The sequence below is a fragment of the Oceanisphaera avium genome, assembly GCF_002157875.1.
Taxonomy (GTDB): domain Bacteria; phylum Pseudomonadota; class Gammaproteobacteria; order Enterobacterales; family Aeromonadaceae; genus Oceanimonas; species Oceanimonas avium.
In genome coordinates, this window is record NZ_CP021376.1 from 1,796,869 (window position 1) to 1,821,172 (window position 24,304).

Annotated in this window: 18 protein-coding genes and 1 tRNA gene; 15 read left to right on the plus strand and 4 right to left on the minus strand. The window is 49.5% G+C overall.

What is annotated here, in order from left to right; translation table 11 throughout:
* Position 1 precedes the first annotated feature (1 nt).
* Together glnE and CBP12_RS08310 are read right to left on the minus strand one after the other, a co-directional pair.
* The gene (glnE, locus tag CBP12_RS08305; protein ID WP_086964014.1) at positions 2 to 2,872 is read right to left on the minus strand and encodes a bifunctional [glutamate--ammonia ligase]-adenylyl-L-tyrosine phosphorylase/[glutamate--ammonia-ligase] adenylyltransferase; all 2,871 of its coding nucleotides are present in this window, start codon (positions 2,870 to 2,872) and stop codon (positions 2 to 4) included.
* 46 nt (positions 2,873 to 2,918) lie between these two features.
* Positions 2,919 to 3,881, minus strand: a complete 963-nt coding sequence (locus tag CBP12_RS08310) for a CYTH domain-containing protein (RefSeq protein ID WP_086964015.1) — start codon at positions 3,879 to 3,881, stop codon at positions 2,919 to 2,921.
* 167 nt (positions 3,882 to 4,048) lie between these two features.
* Here CBP12_RS08310 and CBP12_RS08315 point away from each other — a divergent pair, with 167 nt between their 5' ends.
* The 13 genes from CBP12_RS08315 (at position 4,049) to CBP12_RS08380 (ending at position 21,510) form a co-directional block, all read left to right on the plus strand.
* Entirely contained in the window at positions 4,049 to 4,729 is a 681-nt protein-coding gene (locus tag CBP12_RS08315; RefSeq protein WP_086964016.1) for a TIGR00153 family protein, read from the plus strand.
* 21 nt (positions 4,730 to 4,750) lie between these two features.
* The gene (locus CBP12_RS08320) at positions 4,751 to 6,016 is read left to right on the plus strand and encodes an inorganic phosphate transporter (RefSeq protein WP_086964017.1); all 1,266 of its coding nucleotides are present in this window, start codon (positions 4,751 to 4,753) and stop codon (positions 6,014 to 6,016) included.
* Between the two features lie 119 nt (positions 6,017 to 6,135).
* Positions 6,136 to 6,756, plus strand: a complete 621-nt coding sequence (locus tag CBP12_RS08325) for a TIGR04211 family SH3 domain-containing protein (RefSeq protein WP_086964018.1) — start codon at positions 6,136 to 6,138, stop codon at positions 6,754 to 6,756.
* Positions 6,757 to 6,935: 179 nt separating this feature from the next.
* Positions 6,936 to 10,094 (plus strand): bifunctional proline dehydrogenase/L-glutamate gamma-semialdehyde dehydrogenase PutA, encoded by a 3,159-nt coding sequence (gene putA / locus CBP12_RS08330; RefSeq protein WP_086964019.1) that lies wholly within the window; start codon positions 6,936 to 6,938, stop codon positions 10,092 to 10,094.
* A gap of 223 nt (positions 10,095 to 10,317) precedes the next feature.
* Complete coding sequence (gene fdnG, locus CBP12_RS08340; protein ID WP_157420083.1) at positions 10,318 to 13,380, plus strand: formate dehydrogenase-N subunit alpha; 3,063 nt, start codon at positions 10,318 to 10,320, stop codon at positions 13,378 to 13,380.
* Positions 13,381 to 13,389: 9 nt separating this feature from the next.
* A complete protein-coding gene (gene fdxH / locus CBP12_RS08345) occupies positions 13,390 to 14,352 on the plus strand; it encodes a formate dehydrogenase subunit beta (RefSeq protein ID WP_086964022.1) in 963 nt (320 codons plus the stop codon).
* Complete coding sequence (locus CBP12_RS08350) at positions 14,339 to 14,974, plus strand: formate dehydrogenase subunit gamma (RefSeq protein WP_086964023.1); 636 nt, start codon at positions 14,339 to 14,341, stop codon at positions 14,972 to 14,974. Before fdxH ends, CBP12_RS08350 begins: the two co-directional genes overlap by 14 nt.
* A 111-nt stretch (positions 14,975 to 15,085) precedes the next feature.
* Complete coding sequence (gene fdhE / locus CBP12_RS08355; RefSeq protein WP_086964024.1) at positions 15,086 to 16,012, plus strand: formate dehydrogenase accessory protein FdhE; 927 nt, start codon at positions 15,086 to 15,088, stop codon at positions 16,010 to 16,012.
* On the plus strand, positions 16,009 to 17,439 hold the full coding sequence (selA, locus tag CBP12_RS08360; protein ID WP_232455042.1) for an L-seryl-tRNA(Sec) selenium transferase: 1,431 nt from the start codon (positions 16,009 to 16,011) through the stop codon (positions 17,437 to 17,439). Before fdhE ends, selA begins: the two co-directional genes overlap by 4 nt.
* Positions 17,436 to 19,337 carry a selenocysteine-specific translation elongation factor gene (gene selB / locus CBP12_RS08365; RefSeq protein ID WP_086964026.1) on the plus strand — a complete coding sequence of 634 codons (1,902 nt, stop codon included), beginning with the start codon at positions 17,436 to 17,438 and terminating at the stop codon, positions 19,335 to 19,337. Before selA ends, selB begins: the two co-directional genes overlap by 4 nt.
* A 46-nt stretch (positions 19,338 to 19,383) precedes the next feature.
* Positions 19,384 to 19,479 (plus strand) — tRNA-Sec (locus CBP12_RS08370).
* A gap of 61 nt (positions 19,480 to 19,540) precedes the next feature.
* Positions 19,541 to 20,323 carry a formate dehydrogenase accessory sulfurtransferase FdhD gene (gene fdhD / locus CBP12_RS08375; protein ID WP_086964027.1) on the plus strand — a complete coding sequence of 261 codons (783 nt, stop codon included), beginning with the start codon at positions 19,541 to 19,543 and terminating at the stop codon, positions 20,321 to 20,323.
* Positions 20,324 to 20,367: 44 nt separating this feature from the next.
* Positions 20,368 to 21,510 (plus strand): multifunctional CCA addition/repair protein, encoded by a 1,143-nt coding sequence (locus tag CBP12_RS08380; protein WP_086964028.1) that lies wholly within the window; start codon positions 20,368 to 20,370, stop codon positions 21,508 to 21,510.
* A gap of 167 nt (positions 21,511 to 21,677) precedes the next feature.
* On the opposite strand, the gene folB is transcribed toward CBP12_RS08380, so the two are convergent.
* Positions 21,678 to 22,034 carry a dihydroneopterin aldolase gene (gene folB / locus CBP12_RS08385; RefSeq protein ID WP_086964029.1) on the minus strand — a complete coding sequence of 119 codons (357 nt, stop codon included), beginning with the start codon at positions 22,032 to 22,034 and terminating at the stop codon, positions 21,678 to 21,680.
* Between the two features lie 123 nt (positions 22,035 to 22,157).
* Here folB and plsY point away from each other — a divergent pair, with 123 nt between their 5' ends.
* Complete coding sequence (gene plsY / locus CBP12_RS08390) at positions 22,158 to 22,775, plus strand: glycerol-3-phosphate 1-O-acyltransferase PlsY (protein ID WP_086964030.1); 618 nt, start codon at positions 22,158 to 22,160, stop codon at positions 22,773 to 22,775.
* A gap of 86 nt (positions 22,776 to 22,861) precedes the next feature.
* Here the strand turns inward: plsY and tsaD are convergent, their stop codons facing one another.
* Entirely contained in the window at positions 22,862 to 23,899 is a 1,038-nt protein-coding gene (gene tsaD, locus CBP12_RS08395) for a tRNA (adenosine(37)-N6)-threonylcarbamoyltransferase complex transferase subunit TsaD (protein ID WP_086964031.1), read from the minus strand.
* Positions 23,900 to 24,074: 175 nt separating this feature from the next.
* On the opposite strand from tsaD, the gene rpsU reads away from it, so the two are divergent.
* Positions 24,075 to 24,290, plus strand: coding sequence for a 30S ribosomal protein S21 (gene rpsU / locus CBP12_RS08400; protein WP_086964032.1), 216 nt, complete (start codon positions 24,075 to 24,077; stop codon positions 24,288 to 24,290).
* Positions 24,291 to 24,304: the final 14 nt, after the last annotated feature.

Below are 24,304 nucleotides of genomic sequence, written 5' to 3' on the forward strand. Positions count from 1 at the left end.
CTTACGGCTGTGTCTTGAGCCATTTTTGCCAACTGGCGATCACCCACTCTCTTTGTGTCAGCAACTCGCTATCGGGCACTCGACTTGGCTCATCCAATAAACTTAAACGGTGCCCGCGGTTGCGAATAGCACAATACGCGCTTTTAAGACGCTCGGCCTCTTGTTCACCTAACAAGTCGACCGCCACCGCAGCGTCTAAAATACGGATATTGTCCGACCAGCGCGTAAGCGCTTGAGTATATTGATGAGCCCAAGCCAACACTAAGTATTGCGTTAAAAACTCAATATCCACTAAGCCACCGGGTGATTGCTTTAAATCAAATTCGCCCGCTTGGCCTTTTATTAAATGTGCTCGCATTCGCTCGCGCATCTTCAGCACCTCTTGGGTAAGTGAGGTACAGTCGCGCGGCTGACTCAGTATTTGTTGGCGAATATTAATAAAGTCTTGTTTTAATGCCGCATCACCCACAATAAAGCGACTGCGTACTAAGGCTTGCTGCTCCCACACCCAAGCTTGATGTTGTAAATACTGCTGATAGGCATCGAGGGGGATAACCATTAAACCCGACTCGCCACTGGGGCGCAGTCGCATATCTAGCTCATACAAGACGCCACTGGCGGTGCGAGTATTAAATAAATGAATAATGCGCTGCGCTAAGCGCAAATAAAACTGGCGCACATCTACCGGTTTAGCACCATTGGTTTGGCCTTCAATACCTGATTGCTGCACAAAGACTAAATCTAGATCTGAGCTATATGCCAGCTCTATCCCGCCTAGCTTACCGTAGGCCACCACGCCAAAGCCGCGCTCTGTACTATGCGCCAAGCAGGTGGGCACACCGTGGCGGGCGCTAATTTGCAACCATGCTTGATTCACAACTTCTTCTACTATGGCTTCGGCTAACCACGTTAAGTGATCGCTAACTTGCATTAAAGGTAAGGTACCGGCGATATCAGCGGCGGCAATGCGCAGCAATTGAATTTGCTTAAATTGGCGCAGCGCCTCCATTTGTTGCTCTACGTCTTCTTCTGGCACCCGTAATAAAAACTGGCGCAATTCACTTTGATAGCTTGCTAATGGAATTGGCTCATAGAGCGTTTGGGGTAACAACAGCTCGTCTAAAAGAATAGGAAAACGCGCCAATTGTTCAGCGACCAAGGAGCTGGCTTCACAAAGACGTAATAGTTGTTTTAAGGCACCGGCATTTTCTACTAATAGTTGTAAATAAGCAGAGCGCGTCACTATATGTAATAAAATATGCTGCACCCGCGCAAACAGTCGATTCGGCGTAGCACTGTGATGAATTTTCTCTAGTAACACCGGCATCAGTTTATCAAGGGCTTGGCGCCCTTGTGGGCCCATGGCGCGCCTTGGATATTCCGCTTTAAAACTTAATAATTCGTTTGCTAAGTTTTGCGCCTTAAGCGCGCTTAATCCTTGTGCTTCTAATAACGGGCAAAGCTCAGCCGCACTGAGCTCGGTTTGCCAAATATCAAACCAAATTTGCGCCGCGTCCTCTTCTTCTGCTTCAGCGTTATCACCAATCAAGCCTTTAAACTGGCGATGCACTTGGTGCATGGTGGCTTGAATAGCCTGATAGCAGTCTTCCCAACGGTCGTAGCCGAGCAACCACGTTAAGCGCGTTTGATCGCGCTCCTCTTGAGGTAAGGTTTGGGTTTGTTGATCATCAAAGGCCTGTAAAAAATTTTCTACGCGACGTAAAAAACGATAACTTTGATGAAGTTGCTCGGCATCCGCTATGGATAAATCACCAAGCTGAGTAATGGCCGCCAATGCACTGGGGAGGTGGCGCACTTGTAATGAGGGCTCCCGCCCGCCTCGGATCAGTTGAAAGACTTGGGTAATAAATTCAATTTCACGAATGCCACCGCCACCTAATTTAATATTATCTTGCAGCCCTTTGCGACGAACCTCAGCGGCAATCATGGCTTTCATTTGGCGCAAAGAATCAATTACGCCAAAGTCGATATAACGACGAAAGACAAAGGGTCTAAGCATGGCGCGTAACTGATCACTATATTGGCCCTCCCCATTTATAATACGCGCCTTAACCATGGCGTAGCGCTCCCAGGTGCGGCCATGATTTTGGTAGTATTCCTCCATGGCATTAAAGCTCACCGCCAAGGGGCCTGAATCACCAAAGGGGCGCAGGCGCATATCCACGCGATACACTTGGCCATCTACCGTGGTTTGGTGCAAGGCATTAACCAGCTTTTGACCTAAGCGAATAAAAAACTGCTGATTGGCGAGCTCGCGGCGCCCGCCTTGAGTTACGCCGTTATGAGGAAAGGTAAAGATAAGGTCGATATCAGAGGAAAAATTTAACTCACGCCCACCCAGTTTGCCCATGCCAACAATTAACAAGGGCACCGCTCTACCTTGGCTGTCAGTCGGTGTGCCAATCTCGGCACAGAGTTTTTTATAATACCAGCGATACGCAGCCAAGATCAGCGCGTCCGCTAAGGCCGAAATATGTTCAAAGCTTTCTTCAACGCTCGCACCGAGCAGCATTTCACGCCAAGCAATTAATAGCAGTTGCTGATGGCGAAATTGCCGTAAGATACGCAGCAGCTGAGGCTCATTATCGACGTTATCTAGTAAGTCGGCTAATAAAGGCGCAAAAGTGGCGGCTCGCTGAGCATTTTCCAGATCATGATGTTCATCAAATTGCTGCGCCAATATGGGTTGCTGACACAAAGTGTGCGCCGCAAAGTCGCTGCAAGCGAAGAGCTGCTTTAGTTGCGCTACCCGCTGTGAAGATAAGGTAGCGGCGATATCAGGCGCACGCTCTAAAAAACGCGACCAGTGGTGTTCGCCTTGCTGTTGCAACAAGCGTGGCATTGCTAGCATGAAAATATCCTTAACGCTTAATCATATTCAATAACAGCCCTAGCTCTTAGCCTACTGCGGTTTGATTATATAAGTACTCGCTTAGCGCTAGCATTAAGTGCGCATAACGGGCGCTCTCACTCAAGGCCGTTAGTGCTTGTGCCTTAGCTAGCTTATTTTGTAGCCATAAAAGCTCATCTAAGAAGGCGCTGTGTTGCAAAGCAACCAGAGCCTGGTGTACCCACTGCACAGCCAGCCGCCACTGGTTAAGCCACGCTGAGTCTGGACTGTCTAATGCATTTTCCTGCCAACCTTGCTCATGATATTGCCAATGTTTAATGGCTTGGTTAAGCGATTTTAGCAATTCCTCACGGGTATCAGGTATGGCTGCTAGCGGGTAAGTGTTGGGTAAGAGCGGCGGCGCTAATTTAGCGAGTCGATAACCGCGCTGGGCTTTAGATACATCACTTAAGCGCAACCCATCCAAGGTGGCTAACTGCTTAGCTAAGGCAAATACCTGAGCCACGTCGCCACTCACTAACTCCAGCTCCAGCTCTTGGATGGGCTGGGGCTCGGCGTTGGCCGCCTTCACCTCTCCCACATCGAGTGCTAGCTCAATTTGAGTATGATGATAGTTAATTAGCCAGCGTTGGCGCATAAAGTCAGTACTAAAGAGCGGAGCTAACTGAGCTTGAATAAGCGCAGGCTTCACATCGGGCGGCCAAACAGTACGAGCAAAGGCACCGAGTTCAGGCCAAGGCGTAGCGAGGGCAAGATTATACTCAGGCCTTTGGTGTAAGCCGCCTACTTGGTGGCCGGCAAATTTAAGTGTTTGCTCTAGCTGGCCGTTTTGCTCTCGAATACGCAAGCCTGCTTTTAAGGCACTTAAGTCAAGATTAGGCGTATCGAAATAGGTATTACTCAAAAAGGTGTGATCGTGCTGGCAAACCTCAAACTGCATCAATTGTTCAGCCAAAAGCGCCATTCGCTTCGCTGAGACCAGAAATTTTAGCTCTATTTCAGTATTCATAGGCGCTTTCTACATTTCCAACTGTCTGATTTAGCATGTGAAAAATAAATAACAAGAGACAAAATCAAGAGTTTTATTAAAAAGGCTGTTTTCTTGCCTTTATAGTTAAGTTACCATTCGCGCCACTTTATTGTATCGAGTGTTTTTTCACCGACACAGGGTTGGCCATGCCAGTAAATACTATTTTGGGGCTTTTTGCTAAGTCTCCTATTAAGCCTTTGCAAAAGCATGTAGCGAAAGTACATGAAGCTGCTCAGCAGTTAATTCCTTTTTTTGATGCCATGTGGGAACGTGATTGGCAGCAAGCGGAGCTTGTTCAGCGGCGAATTTCTCAGTTAGAACGAGAAGCCGACGCCTTGAAACGAGAAATCCGTCTTAAGCTACCGCGCGGGCTCTTTATGCCAGTGGCAAGAACCGACATGCTGGAGTTACTCACTCAGCAAGATAAAATTGCCAATAAAGCGAAAGACATCTCAGGCCGCATTGTGGGGCGACAGATGGCTATTCCGCTGCCACTCCAATCTGCCTTTATGGTTTACCTCAGCCGCAGCATAGATGCCACGGCACAGGCAGCCAAAGCTATTGATGAACTCGACGAGCTATTAGAAACCGGCTTTAAAGGTCGTGAAATGGATTTGGTCTCAGATATGATCAACCAACTTGATCGTATAGAAGATGATACCGATGTTATGCAAGCCAAGCTGCGTCGTCAGCTGCATCTTATTGAAGACGGCTATAACCCCATCGATATCATGTTTTTATACAAAATCATTGAGTGGGTCGGCGAGCTAGCAGATCAAGCTGAGCGGGTAGGTGCCCGTTTAGAGCTAATGCTGTCTCGTTCCTGAGCGACATAATAAGGTACAACAATGGATATCCTTGCTAACTACGGCACTCTGCTAATTTTAATAGCAGCGGCCTTTGGCTTCTTTATGGCTTGGGGCATAGGTGCTAACGATGTGGCTAATGCCATGGGCACCTCAGTAGGCACTCGCTCACTGACCATCAAGCAGGCGATTATTATCGCCATGATTTTTGAATTTGCCGGCGCTTACTTAGCGGGCGGTGAAGTTACCTCCACCATTAAAAATGGCATTATTGACTCTGCGGCTTACGCTGATCATCCCGACCTATTAGTGTTTGGTATGATTGCTTCACTGTTAGCCTCTGGCACTTGGTTATTAGTGGCCTCATTTTTTGGCTGGCCAGTGTCTACTACGCACACCATTATTGGCGCCATTATTGGCTTTGCCTTAGTGTCTTTAGGTTCAAGTGCCGTTCATTGGAGCAAAGTGAGCGGGATTGTGGGCTCGTGGGTGATCACTCCCGCCATTTCCGGCCTGTTGGCCTACTTTATTTTTATTAGTGTTCAGCGTCTTATTTTTAACGCTGATAAGCCGCTCGCCGCCGCTAAGAAATACGTCCCCGCTTATATCTTTATGACGGTGATGGTGATTTGTTTAGTGACCTTGAAAAAAGGCCTAAAACACGTTGGCTTAGAGATGAGCGACCAAGAAAGCTTACTGCTCTCCGCCGCTTTATCCTTACTGTCTTCCCTGTTGGCGGGTGTTTACATCAAGCGCAAGCAATACGACAGCGCAGATGATAAGTCGATGCAATACACCAACGTAGAAAAGGTGTTTGGCATTCTCATGGTGGTCACGGCTTGTGCCATGGCCTTCGCTCATGGCTCTAACGATGTGGCTAATGCCATTGGCCCCTTATCTGCGGTGGTCGCCATAGTACAAAGCTCGGGTGAAATTGCCGCTGAGTCGAGCATCGCTTGGTGGATTCTACCTTTGGGCGGTGTGGGTATCGTGATTGGCTTAGCATCATTAGGGCATAAAGTGATGGCTACCGTGGGTACCGGTATTACTCACCTTACTCCAAGCCGTGGCTTTGCGGCGCAATTAGCCACGGCTGCGACAGTGGTGATCGCATCGGGTACCGGCTTACCCATCTCTACTACCCAGACCTTAGTGGGTGCGGTAATGGGAGTGGGCTTGGCTCGGGGTATTGCGGCGCTAAACTTGAATGTGTTGCGTAATATCGTGGTTTCTTGGGTGGTGACGCTGCCTGCAGGTGCCATTTTGGCCATTATTTTCTTCTATATTATCCAATGGTCTTTTAGTTAAGCGGCAAAAAAGTAGGTGCTTATCAATTATTAGAAGGGGGCTATCTTGCCCCCTTCTTCTTGTCCTCTTCTTGCTCAGCCATTACCATTAACTTATCAAAGAGAGTGAAGGAACATCAGGTGAAATCGAAACTTATTGCCACACTGCTGTGCAGCTTAGCTTGGCTAGGCACGGCTCAGGCAGCAGACCGCTATATCTCCGATAATGTGTACGCCTATATGCACGCAGGCCCCAGTAATAAATTTCGTATTTTGGGTACCATTAATGCAGGCGAAACCGTCACTCAGCTGGCGCGAGACCCGCAAACTAAATATATTCATATTCGTGACGCCGATGGGCGCACTGGCTGGGTCGAGGGTGAATTTGTTCAAAGCGAAGAAAGCTTTCGCTCTAAGTTTCCTAAGTTAGAAAGTGAGCTTAAAAAAACCAAAGAACAGTTAGCCTCGGTAGATGAGCGTCATGAACAAGACGTGCTCGATAAAACCAATCGTTTACAACAGCAAGAACAAGAGCTCACCGAGTTACAGTCTGAATTAGGTGAGTTGCGTATCGAGCATGATCAGCTACAACAAGAAAATCAGCGCTTAAGCAGTTTGATGGACGATAAAGAGCATCAAATGCGCCTAGATTGGTTATTAAATGGCGGTATAGTGGCAGGTATTGGTGCCTTAGTGGGCTTTTTATTGCCGCTGATCCCGTGGCGACGTAAAAGCCGCAACCAAGGCCGCTGGATGAATTAATCGTGCTGTCTTTTTACTCACGCTATCTTTAAGCCCCTTTTTGGGGCTTTTTTATTTTACGTGCACTGAGATCGCAAAATCACGCCATCATTAAGCTAATTGCCTAATAATCCGATACCTTTTACTTAACTGTTTTGCCGCAAGCGTACTAGCCGGCCTAAGTGCCTTAAGGAGGGAATATGTTTAGGGTTGCCTCGGTATTTGGCCCCAGCGCCGCTACCCGCTCGGCTCAAGAGTGGCGCGCTGACATTAGCCCCCATTATTGTGTGGATGAAGCCGCCTATCTGAGTGAGCTTATTGACTACACTCCCCCCGAGGGCGCTGAGCTTTGCATTCGCACCCAAGACTTAGTTACACAGGTGCGCCAAGATACTCGCCAGCAAAATGGCATAGCGGCATTTTTGCACCAATATAATCTCAGTACCCAAGAGGGCATTATCTTAATGTCGCTAGCCGAGGCATTGCTGCGCATTCCAGATAGCGCCAGTCAAGATGCCTTAATTAAAGATAAATTAGCAACTGGCGACTGGACCTCTCCCGCGTTGCACAATAATAGCCGGTGGCTAAAGGCGGCAAACTCAGGGTTGGCGCGCGCTACTGAGTTGTTATCACTCCATCAAGTTAGCACCTGGCAACGCTTGCTGGCACGCTTAGGCAAGCCGCTAGTACGAGCCAGTTTATTAACGGCCATGAAAATGATGGGGCAACAATTTGTATTAGGGCGCACCATAGAAGAAGCCCTTAACAAAAGCACAGACGATCGCCGCCGCGGTTATAGCCATTCTTATGACATGCTCGGAGAAGCGGCCATGAGCGCCGCGGATGCCGCCCTCTATTATCAAGCCTACTTTAACGCCATCACCGCCATCGGCGAGGCGAAATTTATTGAGTCTAAAGCGGGTAAAGCCAGTTTATCCATTAAATTATCGGCGCTGCATCCGCGGTTTCAAGAAGCTAATCGTAGCCGAATACTGGATGAGCTTTATGACAGCCTGCTGGCACTACTCAAACATGCCAAAGCCCACCAAGTGCAAGTCACCATAGATGCCGAAGAAATGGATCGCCTAGAGTTAACGCTAGACTTATTTGCCCAGCTTTATCATACCCGCGCATTACAAGGCTGGGGTGGGTTTGGTTTGGTAGTGCAAGCTTATTCTAAACGGGCGTTAGCTACTTTGGCATGGTTAGCGGCGTTAGCGCGTGCACAAGGAGATGAAATACCGCTGCGCTTAGTTAAAGGCGCCTATTGGGATAGCGAAATTAAACTCAGCCAACAAGCGGGTCTTGCAGGCTATAGCGTTTTTACTCGCAAAGCGGCGACCGATATTAGTTACTTAGTTTGTGCGCGTTTTTTATTAAGTGAGACTTGTCAGCACGCCCTTTATCCACAGTTCGCTACTCATAATGCGCATACGGTACTGGCTATTCACGACATGGCGCAACAAGCAAACTATCATCATTTTGAATTTCAGCGTCTGCATGGCATGGGCGAGGCACTTTACGATATTTTATTAAAAAAACTGCCCCATCTAAGGTGTCGAATTTATGCCCCCGTAGGCGCACATCGCGAGCTCTTACCTTACTTAGTGCGCCGCTTACTTGAAAACGGGGCTAATTCTTCTTTTGTACACCAATTAGCAGATCCTAAGACGCAGCTAGCCGAGTTAGCGCAACACCCACTCGCGCACTTAGCTAAACAGGCCACGTTGGCTAACGCCCATATCCCATTACCACCCGCTATTTTTAACAATCGCATCAATTCAGCCGGACTTAATCTTAATATTGCCAGCCAGCGAGCGCCGTTGTTAACAGCGCTCGCCGCTTTGGCTGATAAGCAGTGGCAAGCTTGCTCGCTGCTGGCTAACTTTACAGCGCCCTGTAGCGATTCAGGGCTGACTCAGCCCGTCCTTAGCCCCCACAATACTCAACACTCTGTGGGTCGGCGCACCTTTGCCCAAGCTAAAGAGGCCACCTTCGCTATTACCCAATCGTTAACCGCGTTAAATGAATGGCGGGCACAAGCGGTGGCGGCACGTGCGAGTATCTTAGTGCGCTTAGCGGATTTATTAGAAAGCCATCAAGAGGAGTTTATTTCGCTGTGTACGCGCGAGGCAGGTAAGTTATTACAAGATGGCATAGATGAAGTACGCGAAGCGGTAGACTTTTGTCGTTATTATGCCCAACAAGCTAACACCTTACTTGCACCACACACGCTGGCGGGTTACACCGGAGAAAGTAATGTGTTGTACGCTCAAGGGCGCGGCGTATTTATTTGTATTAGCCCGTGGAATTTCCCCTTAGCGATTTTTATCGGGCAAGTGAGTGCTGCATTAGTAACCGGTAATACCGTGATTGCTAAACCGGCTCCACAGACGTGTTTAATTGCCCATCTTGCCACCCAGCTCGCTCATCAAGCAGGGGTACCCAAAGCAGTATTACAATTGCTACTGGGAGGTAGCGAACTTGGCCAAGCACTAGTGAGCGACCCTCGCATTGGCGGGGTATGTTTTACTGGCTCTCATGCCACAGCCCAACATATTCATCGCACCCTCGCCCATCACCACGGCGCCATTATTCCGTTAATCGCAGAAACTGGCGGCCAAAATGCCATGATAGTGGACTCAAGCGCTCTACCAGAGCAGGTAGTACAAGATGTGTTACGCAGTGCTTTTCAAAGTGCCGGCCAGCGCTGTTCGGCGCTGCGCGTACTCTACTTACAAAGTGATATTAGCGAACGGATACTCACCTTATTGAGCGGTGCCATGGCTGAGCTCAGCGTCGGCGATCCGGCGTTATTGGCAACCGATGTTGGCCCGCTAATCGACCCTGATGCCCACGCTCGCCTTAGTGACCATCTTGTGCGCTTACAGGATAAACAGGTGATCGCTCGCACGCCCTTGCCAGCCAATGCAAGCCAAGGCCATTACTTTGCTCCCATAGCCATGTTAATTAATAGTATTAAAGAGCTCAGCCAAGAGCACTTTGGTCCTGTTTTACATGTGATTATCTATCAAGCCGAGCAATTAGAGCAGGTGATCGATGATATTAATGACAGTGGCTATGGCTTAACGCTGGGCATTCACAGTCGTAATCAAACCCTAGCTCACCATATTGCTCAGCGAGCGACTGTGGGTAATGTCTATATTAATCGTGACCAAATCGGCGCCATGGTCGGCGTACAACCCTTTGGCGGTCAAGGTTTGTCTGGCACGGGGCCCAAAGCGGGAGGCCCTCATTATTTAACGCGTTTTATTATTGAAAAGACCATTACTAATAACACGACCGCGATTGGCGGCAATGCCAGTTTGCTCACGCTCGACTCCCAAAAACCGGTCTAAACTTCAAGTCCGACTTAAGAAAATTAGAGCTAGCACTCAAATTTCCATAAGCTTACTAAGGTCTAATAGCTAAGCCTCATTGACTAAGCTAGCCTGACGGTGAGCGTGATGACATCCCTATTAGGCAGTTCAAATACCTAATATGCTCGTTAAAAACAAAGCAAAATACTAATAATTAGGGTGTATTGCCCTACCCCAAACTCTGTGTGACAAGGAGAGCGTCATGAGCAATATTAGCCGGCGCGATTTTTTTAAGATAACCGGTGCCACGCTAGCCACCTCCAGTATGGCGGTGCTTGGCATGACTCCGACTCCCGCCGTAGCAGCGGCGCGCCAATATAAATTACTGCGCGCTACCGAAACTCGCAGCACCTGCCCCTATTGTTCTGTGGCCTGTGGCATCTTGGTTTATAGCATGGGCGATGGCGCCAAAAACGCAAAACCCAGTGTCATGCACATTGAAGGCGACCACGACCACCCAGTAAACCGTGGCACCTTATGCCCTAAAGGCGCAGGCTTAGTGGACTTTATTCACAGTCCCAACCGACTCACTTTTCCTGAATATCGCGCGCCCGGCTCAGATACTTGGCAGCGTATGTCGTGGGAAGAAGCCTATCAGCGTATCGCGCGCTTAATGAAAGATGATCGTGATGCCAACTTTATTGAAAAAACGCCTGAGGGAAATACCGTTAACCGCTGGGTCACCACCGGTATGCTCGCCGCCTCGGCCAGTAGTAATGAAGTAGGTTATATCACCCATAAAGTCGTTCGCCCCATGGGCATGTTAGCTTTCGACAACCAAGCACGCGTTTGACACGGTCCTACGGTGGCAGGTCTTGCCCCAACATTTGGCCGTGGCGCGATGACAAATCATTGGGTCGATATTAAAAATGCTGACGTTGTTCTGATCATGGGCGGGAATGCCGCCGAAGCCCATCCTTGTGGCTTTAAATGGGTAACCGAAGCTAAGGCACATAACAATGCCACCTTAATCGTGGTCGATCCGCGCTTTAACCGCTCTGCCTCGGTGGCGGACGTGTATGCGCCAATCCGCACCGGTACCGACATCGTCTTCTTAGGTGGCGTGATCAAGTATCTGCTTGATACCAACCAGATACAGCATGAATACGTCAAAAACTACACGGATTTGTCGTTTTTAGTCGATGAGGATTTTGACTTCGAAGAAGGCATTTTCTCCGGCTATAACGATGCGACCAGTAAATACGAAAAATCCAGCTGGGATTATCAACTGGATGAAAACGGTGAAGTGATCGCCGATCCCACCTTGCAGCATCCACGCTCTGTGTATCAGCTGTTAAAGCAACATTATCAACGTTATACGCCCGAGATGGTCAACCGAGTGTGCGGTACGCCGATCGCTAAATTTAATCAAATTTGTAAATTGCTTGCCTCCACTCATACCCCAGATAGAGCAGGGACTATTCTTTATGCCTTAGGGTGGACGCAGCACTCGATTGGCTCGCAGATTATTCGCACCGGCGCCATGATGCAGCTGTTATTAGGTAATATTGGCATTGCTGGTGGCGGCATGAATGCGCTGCGCGGGCACTCTAATATTCAAGGGTTAACGGACTTAGGCTTAATGACCAATCTGTTACCCGGCTATATGACACTACCGAACGAAGCCGAGCAAGACTTTGATGGCTACATCACTAAGCGCACTCAAAAACCCTTGCGTGATAACCAGATGAGCTATTGGCAAAACTATAAAAAGTTTCATATTAGTTTAGCTAAAGCGTGGTGGGGCGATCATGCCCAAGAAAGCAATAACTATGCCTTCGATCTTCTGCCTAAACTCGATAAGCCTTATGACATGCTGCAAGTCTATGAGCTAATGAACCAAGGCAAGATGAACGGGTATATCTGTCAGGGCTTTAACCCACTGGCAGCGGCGCCTAATAAAGCCAAAATGATCAAGTCGCTATCGCAACTTAAGTTCATGGTGATCATGGATCCGTTAGTGACTGAAACCTCTGAGTTTTGGCGTAATATGGGCGAGTCTAATGATGTAAGCACAGCGGATATTCAAACCGAAGTGTTCCGTTTGCCGACTTCTTGCTTTGCCGAGGAAGCCGGTACACTTGTGAACTCAGGTCGCTGGCTACAATGGCACTGGAAAGCGACCGAGCCACCAGGGGAAGCGCAGACCGATATCGAAATTATGGCTACGCTGTACCAGCATATTCGCAAGCTTTATCAAGAAGAAGGCGGCACCTTTTCTGAGCCGATTACTGAGCTATCTTGGCCTTATGCTAATCCTAATGAGCCCACTGCTGAAGAATTGGCAAAAGAGCTGAATGGTCGCGCCTTAACCGACTTGCTCGATAGTGAGGGCAAGGTGGTGCGTAAAGCCGGTGAGCAATTGTCGAGCTTTAGCGAGCTAAGAGATGATGGCTCTACCTTAAGTGGTTGCTGGATCTACACCGGCTCTTGGACAGAACAAGGCAATATGATGGCGCGCCGCGATAGCAGCGACCCCACCGGTATTGGCCAAACACTAAATTGGGCTTGGGCTTGGCCGGCGAATCGACGCGTGCTCTATAACCGCGCCTCTTGTGATGTGAATGGCCAGCCTTTTGATCCCACTCGCTCTTTAGTGCACTGGGACGGCGCTAAGTGGACCGGTGCCGATGTGCCCGACTTTAAAGTCACTGAGCAGCCAGCGGATGGCATGGGACCATTTATTATGAACCCTGAAGGTGTGGCACGCTTTTTTGCCCGCGATAAAATGGCCGAGGGTCCCTTCCCTACTCACTACGAACCCTTTGAAACGCCACTGGGCTATAACCCCCTGTTTAAGGAGAACGCCAGAGCCACCAATAATCCAGCGGCAAGGATGTTTAGTGACGATCGCGCGGAGCTTGGCAAAGTGAGCGAGTTTCCTTACGTAGGCACCACCTACCGCTTAACTGAGCACTTCCACTATTGGAGTAAGAATGTGCTGTTAAACAGCATTATTCAGCCGCAGCAGTTTGTGGAAATTGGCGCCGAATTAGCCGGGGAGCTTGGGATCACCGAGGGTGATTTAGTAAAGGTTTCCTCAAACCGCGGCTATATAAAAGCAAAAGCGGTGGTGACAAAACGGATCCGCGGCATGGATGTAGACGGTAAACGTATCCACCATATCGGTATTCCCATTCATTGGGGATTTGTTGGCCTTACTAAACCGGGCTTCTTGGCCAATACCCTCACGCCCTCGGTGGGAGATGCAAACTCACAAACCCCTGAGTTTAAGTCTTTCCTGGTCAACGTTGAAAAGGTTTAGGAGTCGATTATGGCTGCACAAGATATGGATATTAAGCGTCGTTCAGCAACGACCACCCCCACTCCTAGTGCTCGTCAGTCCCCCGTGCAAGGCGGGGGCGTTGCTAAACTCATTGATGTCTCGCAATGCATAGGCTGCAAAGCCTGCCAAGTGGCGTGCATGGAGTGGAATGATCTGCGTGATGATATTGGTCATAACGTAGGTGTGTATGACAATCCAGCAGATATGACTGAAAACAGCTGGACTGTGATGCGTTTTTCGGAATATGAGAAAGACGATGGCGATCTAGAATGGCTGATCCGCAAAGATGGCTGCATGCACTGTGAAGACCCAGGCTGTTTAACAGCCTGCCCCTCTCCAGGGGCCATAGTGCAGCATGCCAACGGCATTGTGGACTTTAACCAAGAGCACTGCATAGGCTGTGGCTATTGCGTAACCGGCTGCCCCTTTGATGTGCCACGGATCTCTAAAACTGATAAGAAGGCTTATAAGTGTAACTTATGCGTTGACCGAGTGGAGGTAGGTCAAGAGCCGGCTTGTGTGAAAATTTGCCCCACCGGCGCCATCTCTTTTGGCTCTAAAGACGACATGCATACCCATGCCGAGGCGCGCATTAGCGACCTTAAATCACGGGGCTATGATAATGCCGGCTTATACGATCCAGAAGGCGTGGGTGGCACCCATGTTATGTATGTCCTACACCATGCGGATAAGCCACAGCTTTACAGTGGCTTGCCAAAGGCGCCAAAGATCAGCGCCATAGTGTCGCTTTGGAAAGGTCCAGCTAAGCCCATTGGCGTGGCCGCCATGGTACTGACTGCCTTAGTGGGCGCCGCACATTATATTCGCAACCGCCCCTCTGAAGTGTCTTTGGCAGATGAGCTCGCCGCTCAAGAGTTAGCCGATCAAGAGCAAGCACTTGATGAGCAGGCTCGTGTTAGGGCTGAGGAGGAAAGACATGGGCTTAAATAGAGAAATTGTGCGCTACACGGCTAACCAGCGTTTAAATCACTGGTTAATTGCGCTGAGCTTTGTGTTGCTGGCGGTGTCGGGGTTAGCTCTATTTCACCCCTCACTATTTTGGCTAAGTAACTTATTGGGTGGCGGCACTTGGACCCGCATCTTACATCCCTTTATTGGGGTAGTGATGTTTGTTAGCTTCTTTAACTTTGCACGGCATCTGTGGAGTGCTAATCGCATGTACTCTCGGGACTGGGCATGGTTAAAGGCCACCCCTAAAGTTATCTCTCATCAAGAACAAGGCGTCCCAGAGGTAGGAAAATATAATGGCGGACAAAAGCTGTTATTTTGGTCGCTGATTGTGCTGATGCTGGGTTTACTGGCCACCGGCGTTTTAATGTGGCGGGCATACTTTAGCTTTCCAGTGGAAGTAACACGCTGGGCGTCGATGCTGCATGCTCTATTAGCCTTGGTATTAATGTGCGCTATTATCGTGCACATTTATGCGGGCATTTGGGTAAAAGGCTCGGTGCGCGCCATGACCCGCGGCACTGTGACACCGGGGTGGGCGTTTAAACACCATAAAATCTGGTATCGCAAAAAAGTACGTAACACTAAACCCGATGAGCTATAAGCCAGCGACATTGATAATGTAACTCTCTATGCCGCCAAATGAGCCTCATTTGGCGGCTTTATAATAAGCGCGCCTAGCTTGCTTATCAGCAGACTCACTCAAGGAGTGCCCATGCAGCGAATTCTGACTCGTGGCGAAATAGAAACACTGGATCGTACCAGCATAGTTCGCCTGATATTACCTCTACCCACTACCTTCGGTATTAGAGCCGAGCGGTTGCGCTCGCTTGCGCCAGATAACCCTATTGGCGATTATTTATTATTAATTGCCGCGCTCGCCGCGGCTCAACAAAGTGTCTATGAAAAAGCGCCTCCCCTAGCTGAGCTTGATGAACTGCAATTAGCCCAAGCCCAAGCGCACGGCATGCCGCCCTTTAGCGCCCGCAGTTTTCATAGAGAGCCACAATGGCGTGCTCACTTAGAGGCTATAGGGCAATTACTGCTAGCTGATACGTCACTGAGCGCGCCCATTCATACCTTGCTTAATGAGCTGCTCAGCGAGCTTAAACAAGCGCCAGAGCAGATTGAGCGCCAAGCCGATGCCTTGCTTAGCCACGATATTGAGCACATAGATGCCGCGCGCGCGCCTTTTATTATGGCAGCCTTGCAAGTGTATTGGAGCCAACTGGTCTTAACGCTTGAGAGTAAGCAAGTGCCCGCCAATACGCCCTTTGGACTTTGCCCTTGCTGTGGCAGCCAGCCAGTGTCGAGTAGCGTGATGCTCGGCGGCCCAAAAGAACAAATTCGCTACGCCACTTGCTCCTTGTGTGCAAGTCAGTGGCATATTGTGCGTGTAACTTGTACCCACTGCGAAGATACCCAACAGGTGGCTTATCATACGCTGGAAGCCGACGCGGGCATTAAAGCCGAGTCGTGCGGACACTGCCAACAGTATCGAAAGATTTTTTACCTCGATAAAGAACAACATGCCGAGCCTTTTGCCGATGATTTGGCCAGCTTGCCCCTGGATATTTTAATGGGCGAGGAACAATTTTATCGTGCTAATAATAATCCTTATTTATGGCAGTTAGCACAGTGAATATCTCTCCCACTGCGTTAAATCAGCCCTTAGCACAACCGTCCGACTTGCCAGCGCTCGATAAGGTGCTTCATAGCCAAGCACTGGCGGGCGCACTAGAGCAATATGGCTTAAGCTTGGTCACCCAGCAGCTACGTTTATTACTGGCGAAGCTTCGCCACCAAGCATTACAGCAAACACTGAGCATAAATGAGGTGGCAGTGGCCGCGATTGCTAAGCAGTTATTAAGCCAGCTTCAGCAATTAACAGCGTCTAAATTAAAAACAGTGATTAACTTAACCGGCACTGTATTACATACCAATTTAGGGCGCGCTTTATTACCCGAGTCCACCGTAGCAGCGATTAGCCAAGTGCTTAGAGAGCCCACTAATTTGGAGTTTGACTTAGTCAGCGGTAAGCGAGGAGATCGCGACAGCCTCATTGAAGACTTAATTTGCGAGCTCACCGGGGCCGAAGCCGCCACTGTGGTTAATAATAATGCCGCCGCTGTATTACTGATGCTTAACGCCTTAGCCAATCACAAGCAAGTGATTGTCTCTCGTGGTGAGTTAGTGGAAATTGGCGGCTCGTTTCGTATTCCCGATATTATGAGCAGTGCCGGCAGCACCTTAGTTGAAGTCGGCACTACCAACCGCACTCATTATGCAGATTATGAGCGCGCTATCGGTGAGCACACCGCCATGCTGATGAAAGTGCACTGTAGCAATTATGCCGTGGTGGGTTTTACTAAGGAAACCCCCCTCACCGAGCTAGTGGCATTAGGAGAGCACTATCAACTACCCGTCACCGTTGATTTAGGGAGCGGGACTTTGGTCGACTTAAGCCAATGGGGTTTACCTCATGAGCCCACCGTTAAAGAAACCCTAGCGGCGGGTGCCGATTTAGTCACCTTTAGTGGCGATAAATTGTTAGGGGGACCGCAGGCGGGATTTATTGTGGGGCGTAAGGCGCTGATTGAGGCGATTAAGAAACATCCCCTTAAGCGCGCATTAAGAGTGGGCAAGCTCACTATGGCGGCACTAGAGTCGGTGTTAGCGCTCTATCGCAGCCCAGAGTTGCTTCCCCAGCGACTCACCACCTTACACTTACTGACTCGCAGTGCGCCCGATATTCAAGCTCAAGCCCAGACGTTGCAACCTGATTTACAGCACTACTTAGGCGAACAGTATCGCGTACACTGCCAAGCCATGTTCAGCCAAATAGGCAGCGGCGCTATGCCCATAGAATCGCTGCCAAGCTTTGGCTTAGTGATTGAGTATGTAGGTAAAAAATCAAGCCAAATTATGCAGCTAGAGCGCCAGTTTCGCAGTCAAACGCCCCCCCTTATTGGGCGCATTCATAAAGATGCTCTCTATTTAGATTGTCGCTGCTTAACGCCTACTCAAGCGGATTTATTACAAGCAACTTGGAGCCAAACCTCACTATGATTATTGGCACGGCCGGCCACATTGACCATGGAAAAACGGCGCTAATACGCGCGCTTACGGGTATTAATACCGACCGTTTAAAAGATGAACAGCAAAGAGGCATGACGCTGAGTTTAGGTTACGCCTATCAGCCATTAGCCAATCAGACGATGCTAGGTTTTGTGGATGTACCCGGCCACGAAGGACTGATCCATACCATGGTCGCCGGCGCCAGTGGCATTGATTTTGCGCTATTAGTGGTGGCTGCAGACGATGGCATTATGCCGCAAACCCGCGAGCACTTAGCGGTGTTATCGTTACTGGGCCTTACTCAAGGCGCGGTCGTTATCACCAAGCAAGACCAAGCCCAGCCCGAGCAACTGCTGAGCACTCAGCGCCAATTAACGCAAATACTTGCCACTACCTTTTTAGCCAGTGCACCGGTATTTATCGTGGACAGTTTATCCGGAGCAGGGATCCCCGCCTTGCGTGAGTATTTACACCACTTAGCCACTCATCAGCCTAAGGCGGCAGAGTCTGGCTTATTTCGCCTCGCCATCGATCGTTCTTTCACCTTAGCCGGTCAAGGTACAGTAGTAACGGGTACCGTACACAGTGGCGCTTTTTTGCTTAATGAAGCGCGCGCTAAGCTGCGCTTAATGCCGGCTAATACTCAGGTGCGAATACGCAGCATTCATGCGCAAAATCAGCCAAGCAACATGGCCTTAGCCGGACAGCGTTGTGCCCTTAATATTGCAAATATTGCCAAAGACGCCATTCACCGTGGCGATTGGCTCGCCGATGAGCGCTGCTTTGTGCCCTCGTTACGCATGGATGTAGAGCTGCAACTGACACACCTCACGCCAGTGATAACCGCCTGGACGCCCGTGCATGTGCATATAGGCGCAGATCATGTAATGGCGCACTTAGTGCCGCTTAGCCAAGACAAACTGGCGGCTAATGAGCGAGCCATAGCGCAATTAGTTTTTGAGCATAAGCAATGCGCCATGCCAGGTGACCGCTTTATTATTCGTAATGCGCACGCCAAGCAAACCCTAGGCGGGGGTCGAGTATTAGATGCTAATGCCCCCGACCGTAAAAGACGCAGCCCCGCCCGCTTAGCCTGGCTTAGCGCTATTAATCATTATTTAGATACCCAAGAGCTAGCTCCACTCCTTAGCCAAGCTCGTTACGGTATTGATGCCGCATTTTTACAGCGTTTAACGAATACTGAACTTCACCAGCTATCTCTGCCCGCTCACGCCTTGTGGGTGGAGACCAAGCGAGGACGCGTGCTCATTGATAAAAGTTGTTGGCACGAGGTATGTAAACAAATTGAACACCGCCTTGCCCAAGCGCATTTACGCTATCCAGATGAGCCAGGTATAGGGGCGGATAGATTAAGACGCATGACAGATCCCGCGCAGCCACTCGCACTATGGCACAGTGCGCTAGCGGCCTTGTTACACAGTGAGCGCTTAATGCTCACCGGCGCTTGGTATCATCTGCCCGAGCACAGCGTGAGTTTAAGTGAGTCTGAACAGCAATTAGCCCAGCACATTTTAGAGCTCGCCTATCAAGGGCAATACGACCCGCCTTGGGTACGAGACTTAGCGCGCTTATTAGCACTCCCTGAGCAAGATATTCGCCACTTAGCCCGAAAGCTGGTGCAACAAGGTTTGTTGTATCAGGTGCAACCCGACTTGCTCTACCATCATCACCATATTAATGAGCTCGCCACCTTGCTGTTAGCTTACCCAAGAGATCGCGGGGTGCGGGCGGCAGAATTTAGAGATCAATTAGACTTAGGTCGTAAGCGAACCTTACAAATTCTTGAGTTTTTTCAACGGATTGGCTTTAGCCGACGCTTACAAGACCGACATGTGATCCGCCCCGATAATCAGCTATTTACAAGTTAACATGATGTTGGCATTGTAAAGAGAGAGTGCTGAGAGAGCTTAAAAAGGAAAGTAATCGTATCCGGTGGTGCGGCTGGGCTTCAAACCCAGTTGGGGGTGTTAGACACTCCTAGGTAGGTTCGACTCCTACTACTTTCCGCCATCAGCTCAGCAAGTTAATCGCCGCAATATCATTAAGTGCTTTAGCCACATAGGAATAAATAATGGACGAGGCTAATTGGGAGGAGTTGGCGCCCAGCCAAAGTGTTCGCACCCTATCTGGTACCCACTATCGGCTTGCGACCGAAGTTCCTTTAGCCATTACCCTCAATGGGGTTAATCATGCAGTAATGATGGTGAGTCCTTACCAGCTAGAAGCCTTTATTATCGGCTTTTTACTTACCGAGGGCATCATTGAGCATCATAGAGACATTCACGACTTCGATTTTATCCGCCAAGATAACGCCATTATCGCCGACGTTACCTTAGCTAACCGCCGCCACCAACCTTGGCTTGCTCAAAAGCGCAATTTAGCAGGGCGTACCGGTTGTGGTATCTGCGGCATTGAATCACTAGCGGCAGCCCTGCCCATGTTATCGCCTTTGCCAAGCAGCCCCTTACCCGATACCCAGCTATTACTCGGGTTACGAGAGCAACTGCCCAAGTGGCAACGTTTAAATCAACAGTGTGGCGCACTGCATGCGGCTTTTTTTATTGATAGCGCCGGACAGATCCAACACGCCAGTGAAGATGTGGGACGCCATAATGCCCTAGATAAACTATTAGGCTGGCAGCAAAAAGCGCAGCCGCACCCAGGCTTAATCTTGGTCACTAGCCGCTGTAGCATAGAATTGATTTTTAAGATGGTACGCAGTAATAATCCGACTTTGCTCACACTCAGTGCGCCTACCCAATTAGCGGTAGAGCAAGCTCGGCGCTATCGGCTCAACTTAATACACTTGCCTTATCAGCAGCCACCGCGCGTGTATGCCCCTCTCGACCAATAACTGGCTGCTTTAGCCATAAACGGCGTTTTCTATAAGGAATTATCGTGGAGATTTATTTAGTCGGTGGTGCAGTGCGCGATGCCTTATTAGGGCTGCCCGTTTATGACAAAGACTATGTGGTAGTAGGCGCGCATCCTGAGCAATTATTAGCTTTGGGCTATCAGCAGGTGGGAAATGATTTCCCTGTCTTTTTGCATCCTACTACTAAAGCTGAGTATGCACTGGCGCGCACTGAGCGCAAAGCCGGCCAAGGTTATACCGGTTTTATTTGCGATTTTGGGCCTGATATCACCTTAGAAGAAGACTTGAGCCGACGTGATCTCACTATTAATGCCATGGCTCAAGATGAAGCCGGCCATCTCTACGACCCTTACGGTGGCCAAATAGATCTTCAGGCACGCACTTTACGCCATATCTCTGATGCTTTTTGTGAAGACCCACTGCGGGTAGTAAGGGTAGCTCGCTTTGCTGCGCGGTTTGCGCCGCTTGGTTTTAATATCGCTAACAGCACCCTTGAGCTTATGCGCCGCATTGCTCATAGTCAGGAATTAACTACCCTTACGCCCGAGCGGGTATGGCAAGAAACCGAAAAGGCACTCGCATGTACCGAGCCGCAAGTGTTCTTTGAAGCTTTGTTAGCCTGTGATGGCTTAACCGCGCTCTTTCCAGAATTAGCTAATTTATTAGCGACTCAAGAAAAAAATCACAGCCTAGCCGCCCTTTGGCAATGCGCACAGCTTAGCGAGGATATTGCTTGTCGCTTTGCGAGCTTAGTATTGCATCTGGATGAAGCGCGTATCACCACCCTGTGTGAGCGCAACAAGGTGCCGACTGAGCACAAACAGTTGGCGCTTTTAGCCAGCCGTTGGCATGGTGCCCTGCATGCACTGCGTGAGCCCACACTGGCTCAGGCCGACACCATATTGGCCTTATTCCAAGAAACTGACAGCTGGCGGCGGCCAACACGTTTTGAAAAACTACTGTGCTGCGCCCACGCCGATTGGCAAGCAAGCGCGCCTAGTACGCCTTACCCACAAAGAGCGCAGTTATGGCACTGGTTTACCCAATTGCAAACCATTAACGCCGCTCCTTTTGTGGCACAAGGTGTTAGTGGCTCCGCCATTGGTGAGGCCATTAAACACGCCCGCCTAGCCCAGTTACAAAGCTGGTTAACCGAAGAGGAATAAAAATTTACTGAGCCGAGCTAAAAGTAGCTAAACACTCAGTAAAGCCTTGGATTTAAGCCAATAAAATCGCGTGTCTTTTCAGCTGATTATTCTCATTGCCCATCATGGCACCATAATCCAAACAGATGAGAATTTAATGACCATGCACTACAAGGCGTTACTGCTGCTTATACTTTGCGAGTTCTTAAAATCTCCACACCCACGCCTTGGGCATTGACTATCGCATTAGGCTTAGTGAGGCGTACTTTTACAAACTGTACAGCAAAGCGCGCAAATATCAGCTCGGCGACACGCTCGGCCATAGTTTCAAGTAATTCAAACTGATGAGCAGCAACAAACTCAGTCACCACTTGGGACAAAGTGGCATAATCCAGCGCCTTGTTAATGTCATCTTCTTTAGCAGCAGGCGCGGTGTTAAACCCCATCTCTAGGTCAAAACGCAGCTTTTGTTTAATGTCCTTTTCCCAGTCATAAACGCCGATTGTGGTCAGCACTTCTAGACCTTCTACAAACACTTTATCCATCGTCTCAATCTTCTGTTAAGCTGAACTACATTAGGATCGAGCTAAAGATAAACGATTTTTTGCTTATTTTTAACTCGGTTTAAGCGTGCATAATAACGGATTGAACCCGAGGTATAAACCGCGATGACGGCCCTCATCTTTTTTATGATAGTACTTGCCTACTTGGGGGGTTCCATCTCCAGTGCCGTGCTGATCTCGCGCCTTTATGGCTTGCCAGATCCTCGTAGTCATGGCTCGGGTAACCCAGGCGCCACCAATGTATTGCGCACAGGCCATCGTAGCGCTGCGGTGTGGGTATTATTACTGGATATGATGAAAGGCACTTTGCCGGTATATATGGCGTGGTATTTAAATATCGGCCCGCTCTATTTAGCTTTTATTGGCATGGCGGCCTGCTTAGGCCATATGTTTCCGCTATTCTTTCACTTTAAAGGCGGCAAGGCCGTAGCCACTGCCCTTGGCACTATGTTGCCCCTAGGCATGGACATGGCAGCCTTGATGGTGCTGACTTGGCTAATTTGTTTAGGCTTGTTTGGCTACTCCTCTTTAGCCTCATTACTGACTGCATTAGTGGCGCCTTTGTATGTGTATTTTATCAAGCCTGAATACACGCTCTCGGTGGCACTCTTGTCTTGTTTAATTATTTTGCGCCATCACGCCAATATTACGCGCCTTTACCATAAGCAAGAAACGCCCATTATCGATAGGTCAAAGCGTGAAGATAAAAGCAGTAAAGAGTAATTAGGTGAGGAGCAACAGAACGACATCCCTAGCAACACCGTCCTTGGTGTAGCTTAGCACCCTTCCCACTTTCCTCTTCACTGCCCTTAATCTACCGCCGTTAACTCATCGAGTGGCCAGCGTGGCCGCGCGCGCACCGCGAGCGGCTCAACGTCACCGGCTTTTAAGCGCTGTAAGCCGGCAAAGGCGATCATGGCACCATTGTCGGTGCAATACTCATTACGCGGGTAAAACGCCTCACCCTTTAAACTGGCCATTAATTCACTCAGTTGCGCTCGCAACGACACATTGGCACTCACGCCGCCCGCGACCACTAAGCGATTTAGCCCCGTGTGCAATAACGCCCGTTTACACTTAATGGCCAAGGTATCGACTACCGCTTGCTGAAAGGCATGAGCGATATCGGCGCGGGTTTGTTCATCAACTGGGCCATTAGCGGCAAGTTTGGTTTCGTTGGCAATGGCAGTCGCGGTGGCGGTTTTTAAGCCGGAGAAGCTAAAATCAAGGCCGGGTTTATCCGTCATGGGACGCGGAAACTTAAATCGATTAGCCTCACCCTGTTCGGCTAACTTGGCTAGTCTTGGGCCGCCTGGATAATCTAGGCCCATTAATTTGGCCGTTTTATCAAAGGCTTCACCAGCGGCATCGTCTACCGACTCGCCCAATATTTCATAGCGGCCAATGCCATCCACCCGCACCAAAAGCGTATGACCACCGGATACTAATAGCGCCACAAAAGGAAACGCCGGCGCCCGCTCTTCTAACATAGGCGCTAGTAAGTGGCCTTCCATATGATGCACAGCGACCGCAGGCTTATCCCAAGCAAAGGCAAGGCTGCGCCCTATGGTGGCGCCCACTAATAGCGCGCCCATTAAGCCAGGGCCTGCAGTAAAGGCCACGCCGTCAATGTCGTCTTTAGTACAGCCTGCTTCGCGCAGGGCGGCGTCAATTAAGGGAATGGTTTTGCGAATATGGTCGCGACTGGCCAGCTCGGGTACCACGCCGCCATAATCCGCATGTAAGGCCACTTGGCTGTAGAGTTGGTGAGCCATAATGCCAAGCTGTTCATCATAAATGGCAATGCCAGTTTCATCACAGGAAGTTTCTATACCTAATACACGCATGGGGTCTTATCGCTGGACTATTGAACAAGAGGGGCTTATGTTACACTTCTAGTGGTTTTTTAACCAGCGGAGTGCCTTCGGACTTTACTTTAGGTAAGGCTTCGGAGTAGAATTTCGCACCATTTTATAGTCAGACTGGTTTAATAAAAAACCAGTTAACCGAGGTGAGAGGCACATGCCAGTAATTAAAGTACGTGAAAACGAGCCCTTCGATGTAGCTTTACGACGCTTTAAGCGTTCATGCGAGAAGGCCGGTGTTCTGTCTGAAGTGCGTCGTCGTGAGCACTACGAAAAGCCAACCACCGAGCGCAAGCGCGCTAAAGCGGCCGCTGTTAAGCGTCACGCTAAAAAGCTGTCTCGTGAAAACGCACGTCGCACCCGTCTGTATTAAGATTTTTTGATCTT

Coding starts and splice junctions, on each gene's coding strand:
- glnE (WP_086964014.1), bottom strand. CDS start 2,872: ATGCTAGCAATGCCACGCTTGTTGCAACAGCAAGGCGAACACCACTGG.
- CBP12_RS08310 (WP_086964015.1), bottom strand. CDS start 3,881: ATGAATACTGAAATAGAGCTAAAATTTCTGGTCTCAGCGAAGCGAATG.
- CBP12_RS08315 (WP_086964016.1), top strand. CDS start 4,049: ATGCCAGTAAATACTATTTTGGGGCTTTTTGCTAAGTCTCCTATTAAG.
- CBP12_RS08320 (WP_086964017.1), top strand. CDS start 4,751: ATGGATATCCTTGCTAACTACGGCACTCTGCTAATTTTAATAGCAGCG.
- putA (WP_086964019.1), top strand. CDS start 6,936: ATGTTTAGGGTTGCCTCGGTATTTGGCCCCAGCGCCGCTACCCGCTCG.
- fdxH (WP_086964022.1), top strand. CDS start 13,390: ATGGCTGCACAAGATATGGATATTAAGCGTCGTTCAGCAACGACCACC.
- CBP12_RS08350 (WP_086964023.1), top strand. CDS start 14,339: ATGGGCTTAAATAGAGAAATTGTGCGCTACACGGCTAACCAGCGTTTA.
- fdhE (WP_086964024.1), top strand. CDS start 15,086: ATGCAGCGAATTCTGACTCGTGGCGAAATAGAAACACTGGATCGTACC.
- selB (WP_086964026.1), top strand. CDS start 17,436: ATGATTATTGGCACGGCCGGCCACATTGACCATGGAAAAACGGCGCTA.
- fdhD (WP_086964027.1), top strand. CDS start 19,541: ATGGACGAGGCTAATTGGGAGGAGTTGGCGCCCAGCCAAAGTGTTCGC.
- folB (WP_086964029.1), bottom strand. CDS start 22,034: ATGGATAAAGTGTTTGTAGAAGGTCTAGAAGTGCTGACCACAATCGGC.
- plsY (WP_086964030.1), top strand. CDS start 22,158: ATGACGGCCCTCATCTTTTTTATGATAGTACTTGCCTACTTGGGGGGT.
- tsaD (WP_086964031.1), bottom strand. CDS start 23,899: ATGCGTGTATTAGGTATAGAAACTTCCTGTGATGAAACTGGCATTGCC.
- rpsU (WP_086964032.1), top strand. CDS start 24,075: ATGCCAGTAATTAAAGTACGTGAAAACGAGCCCTTCGATGTAGCTTTA.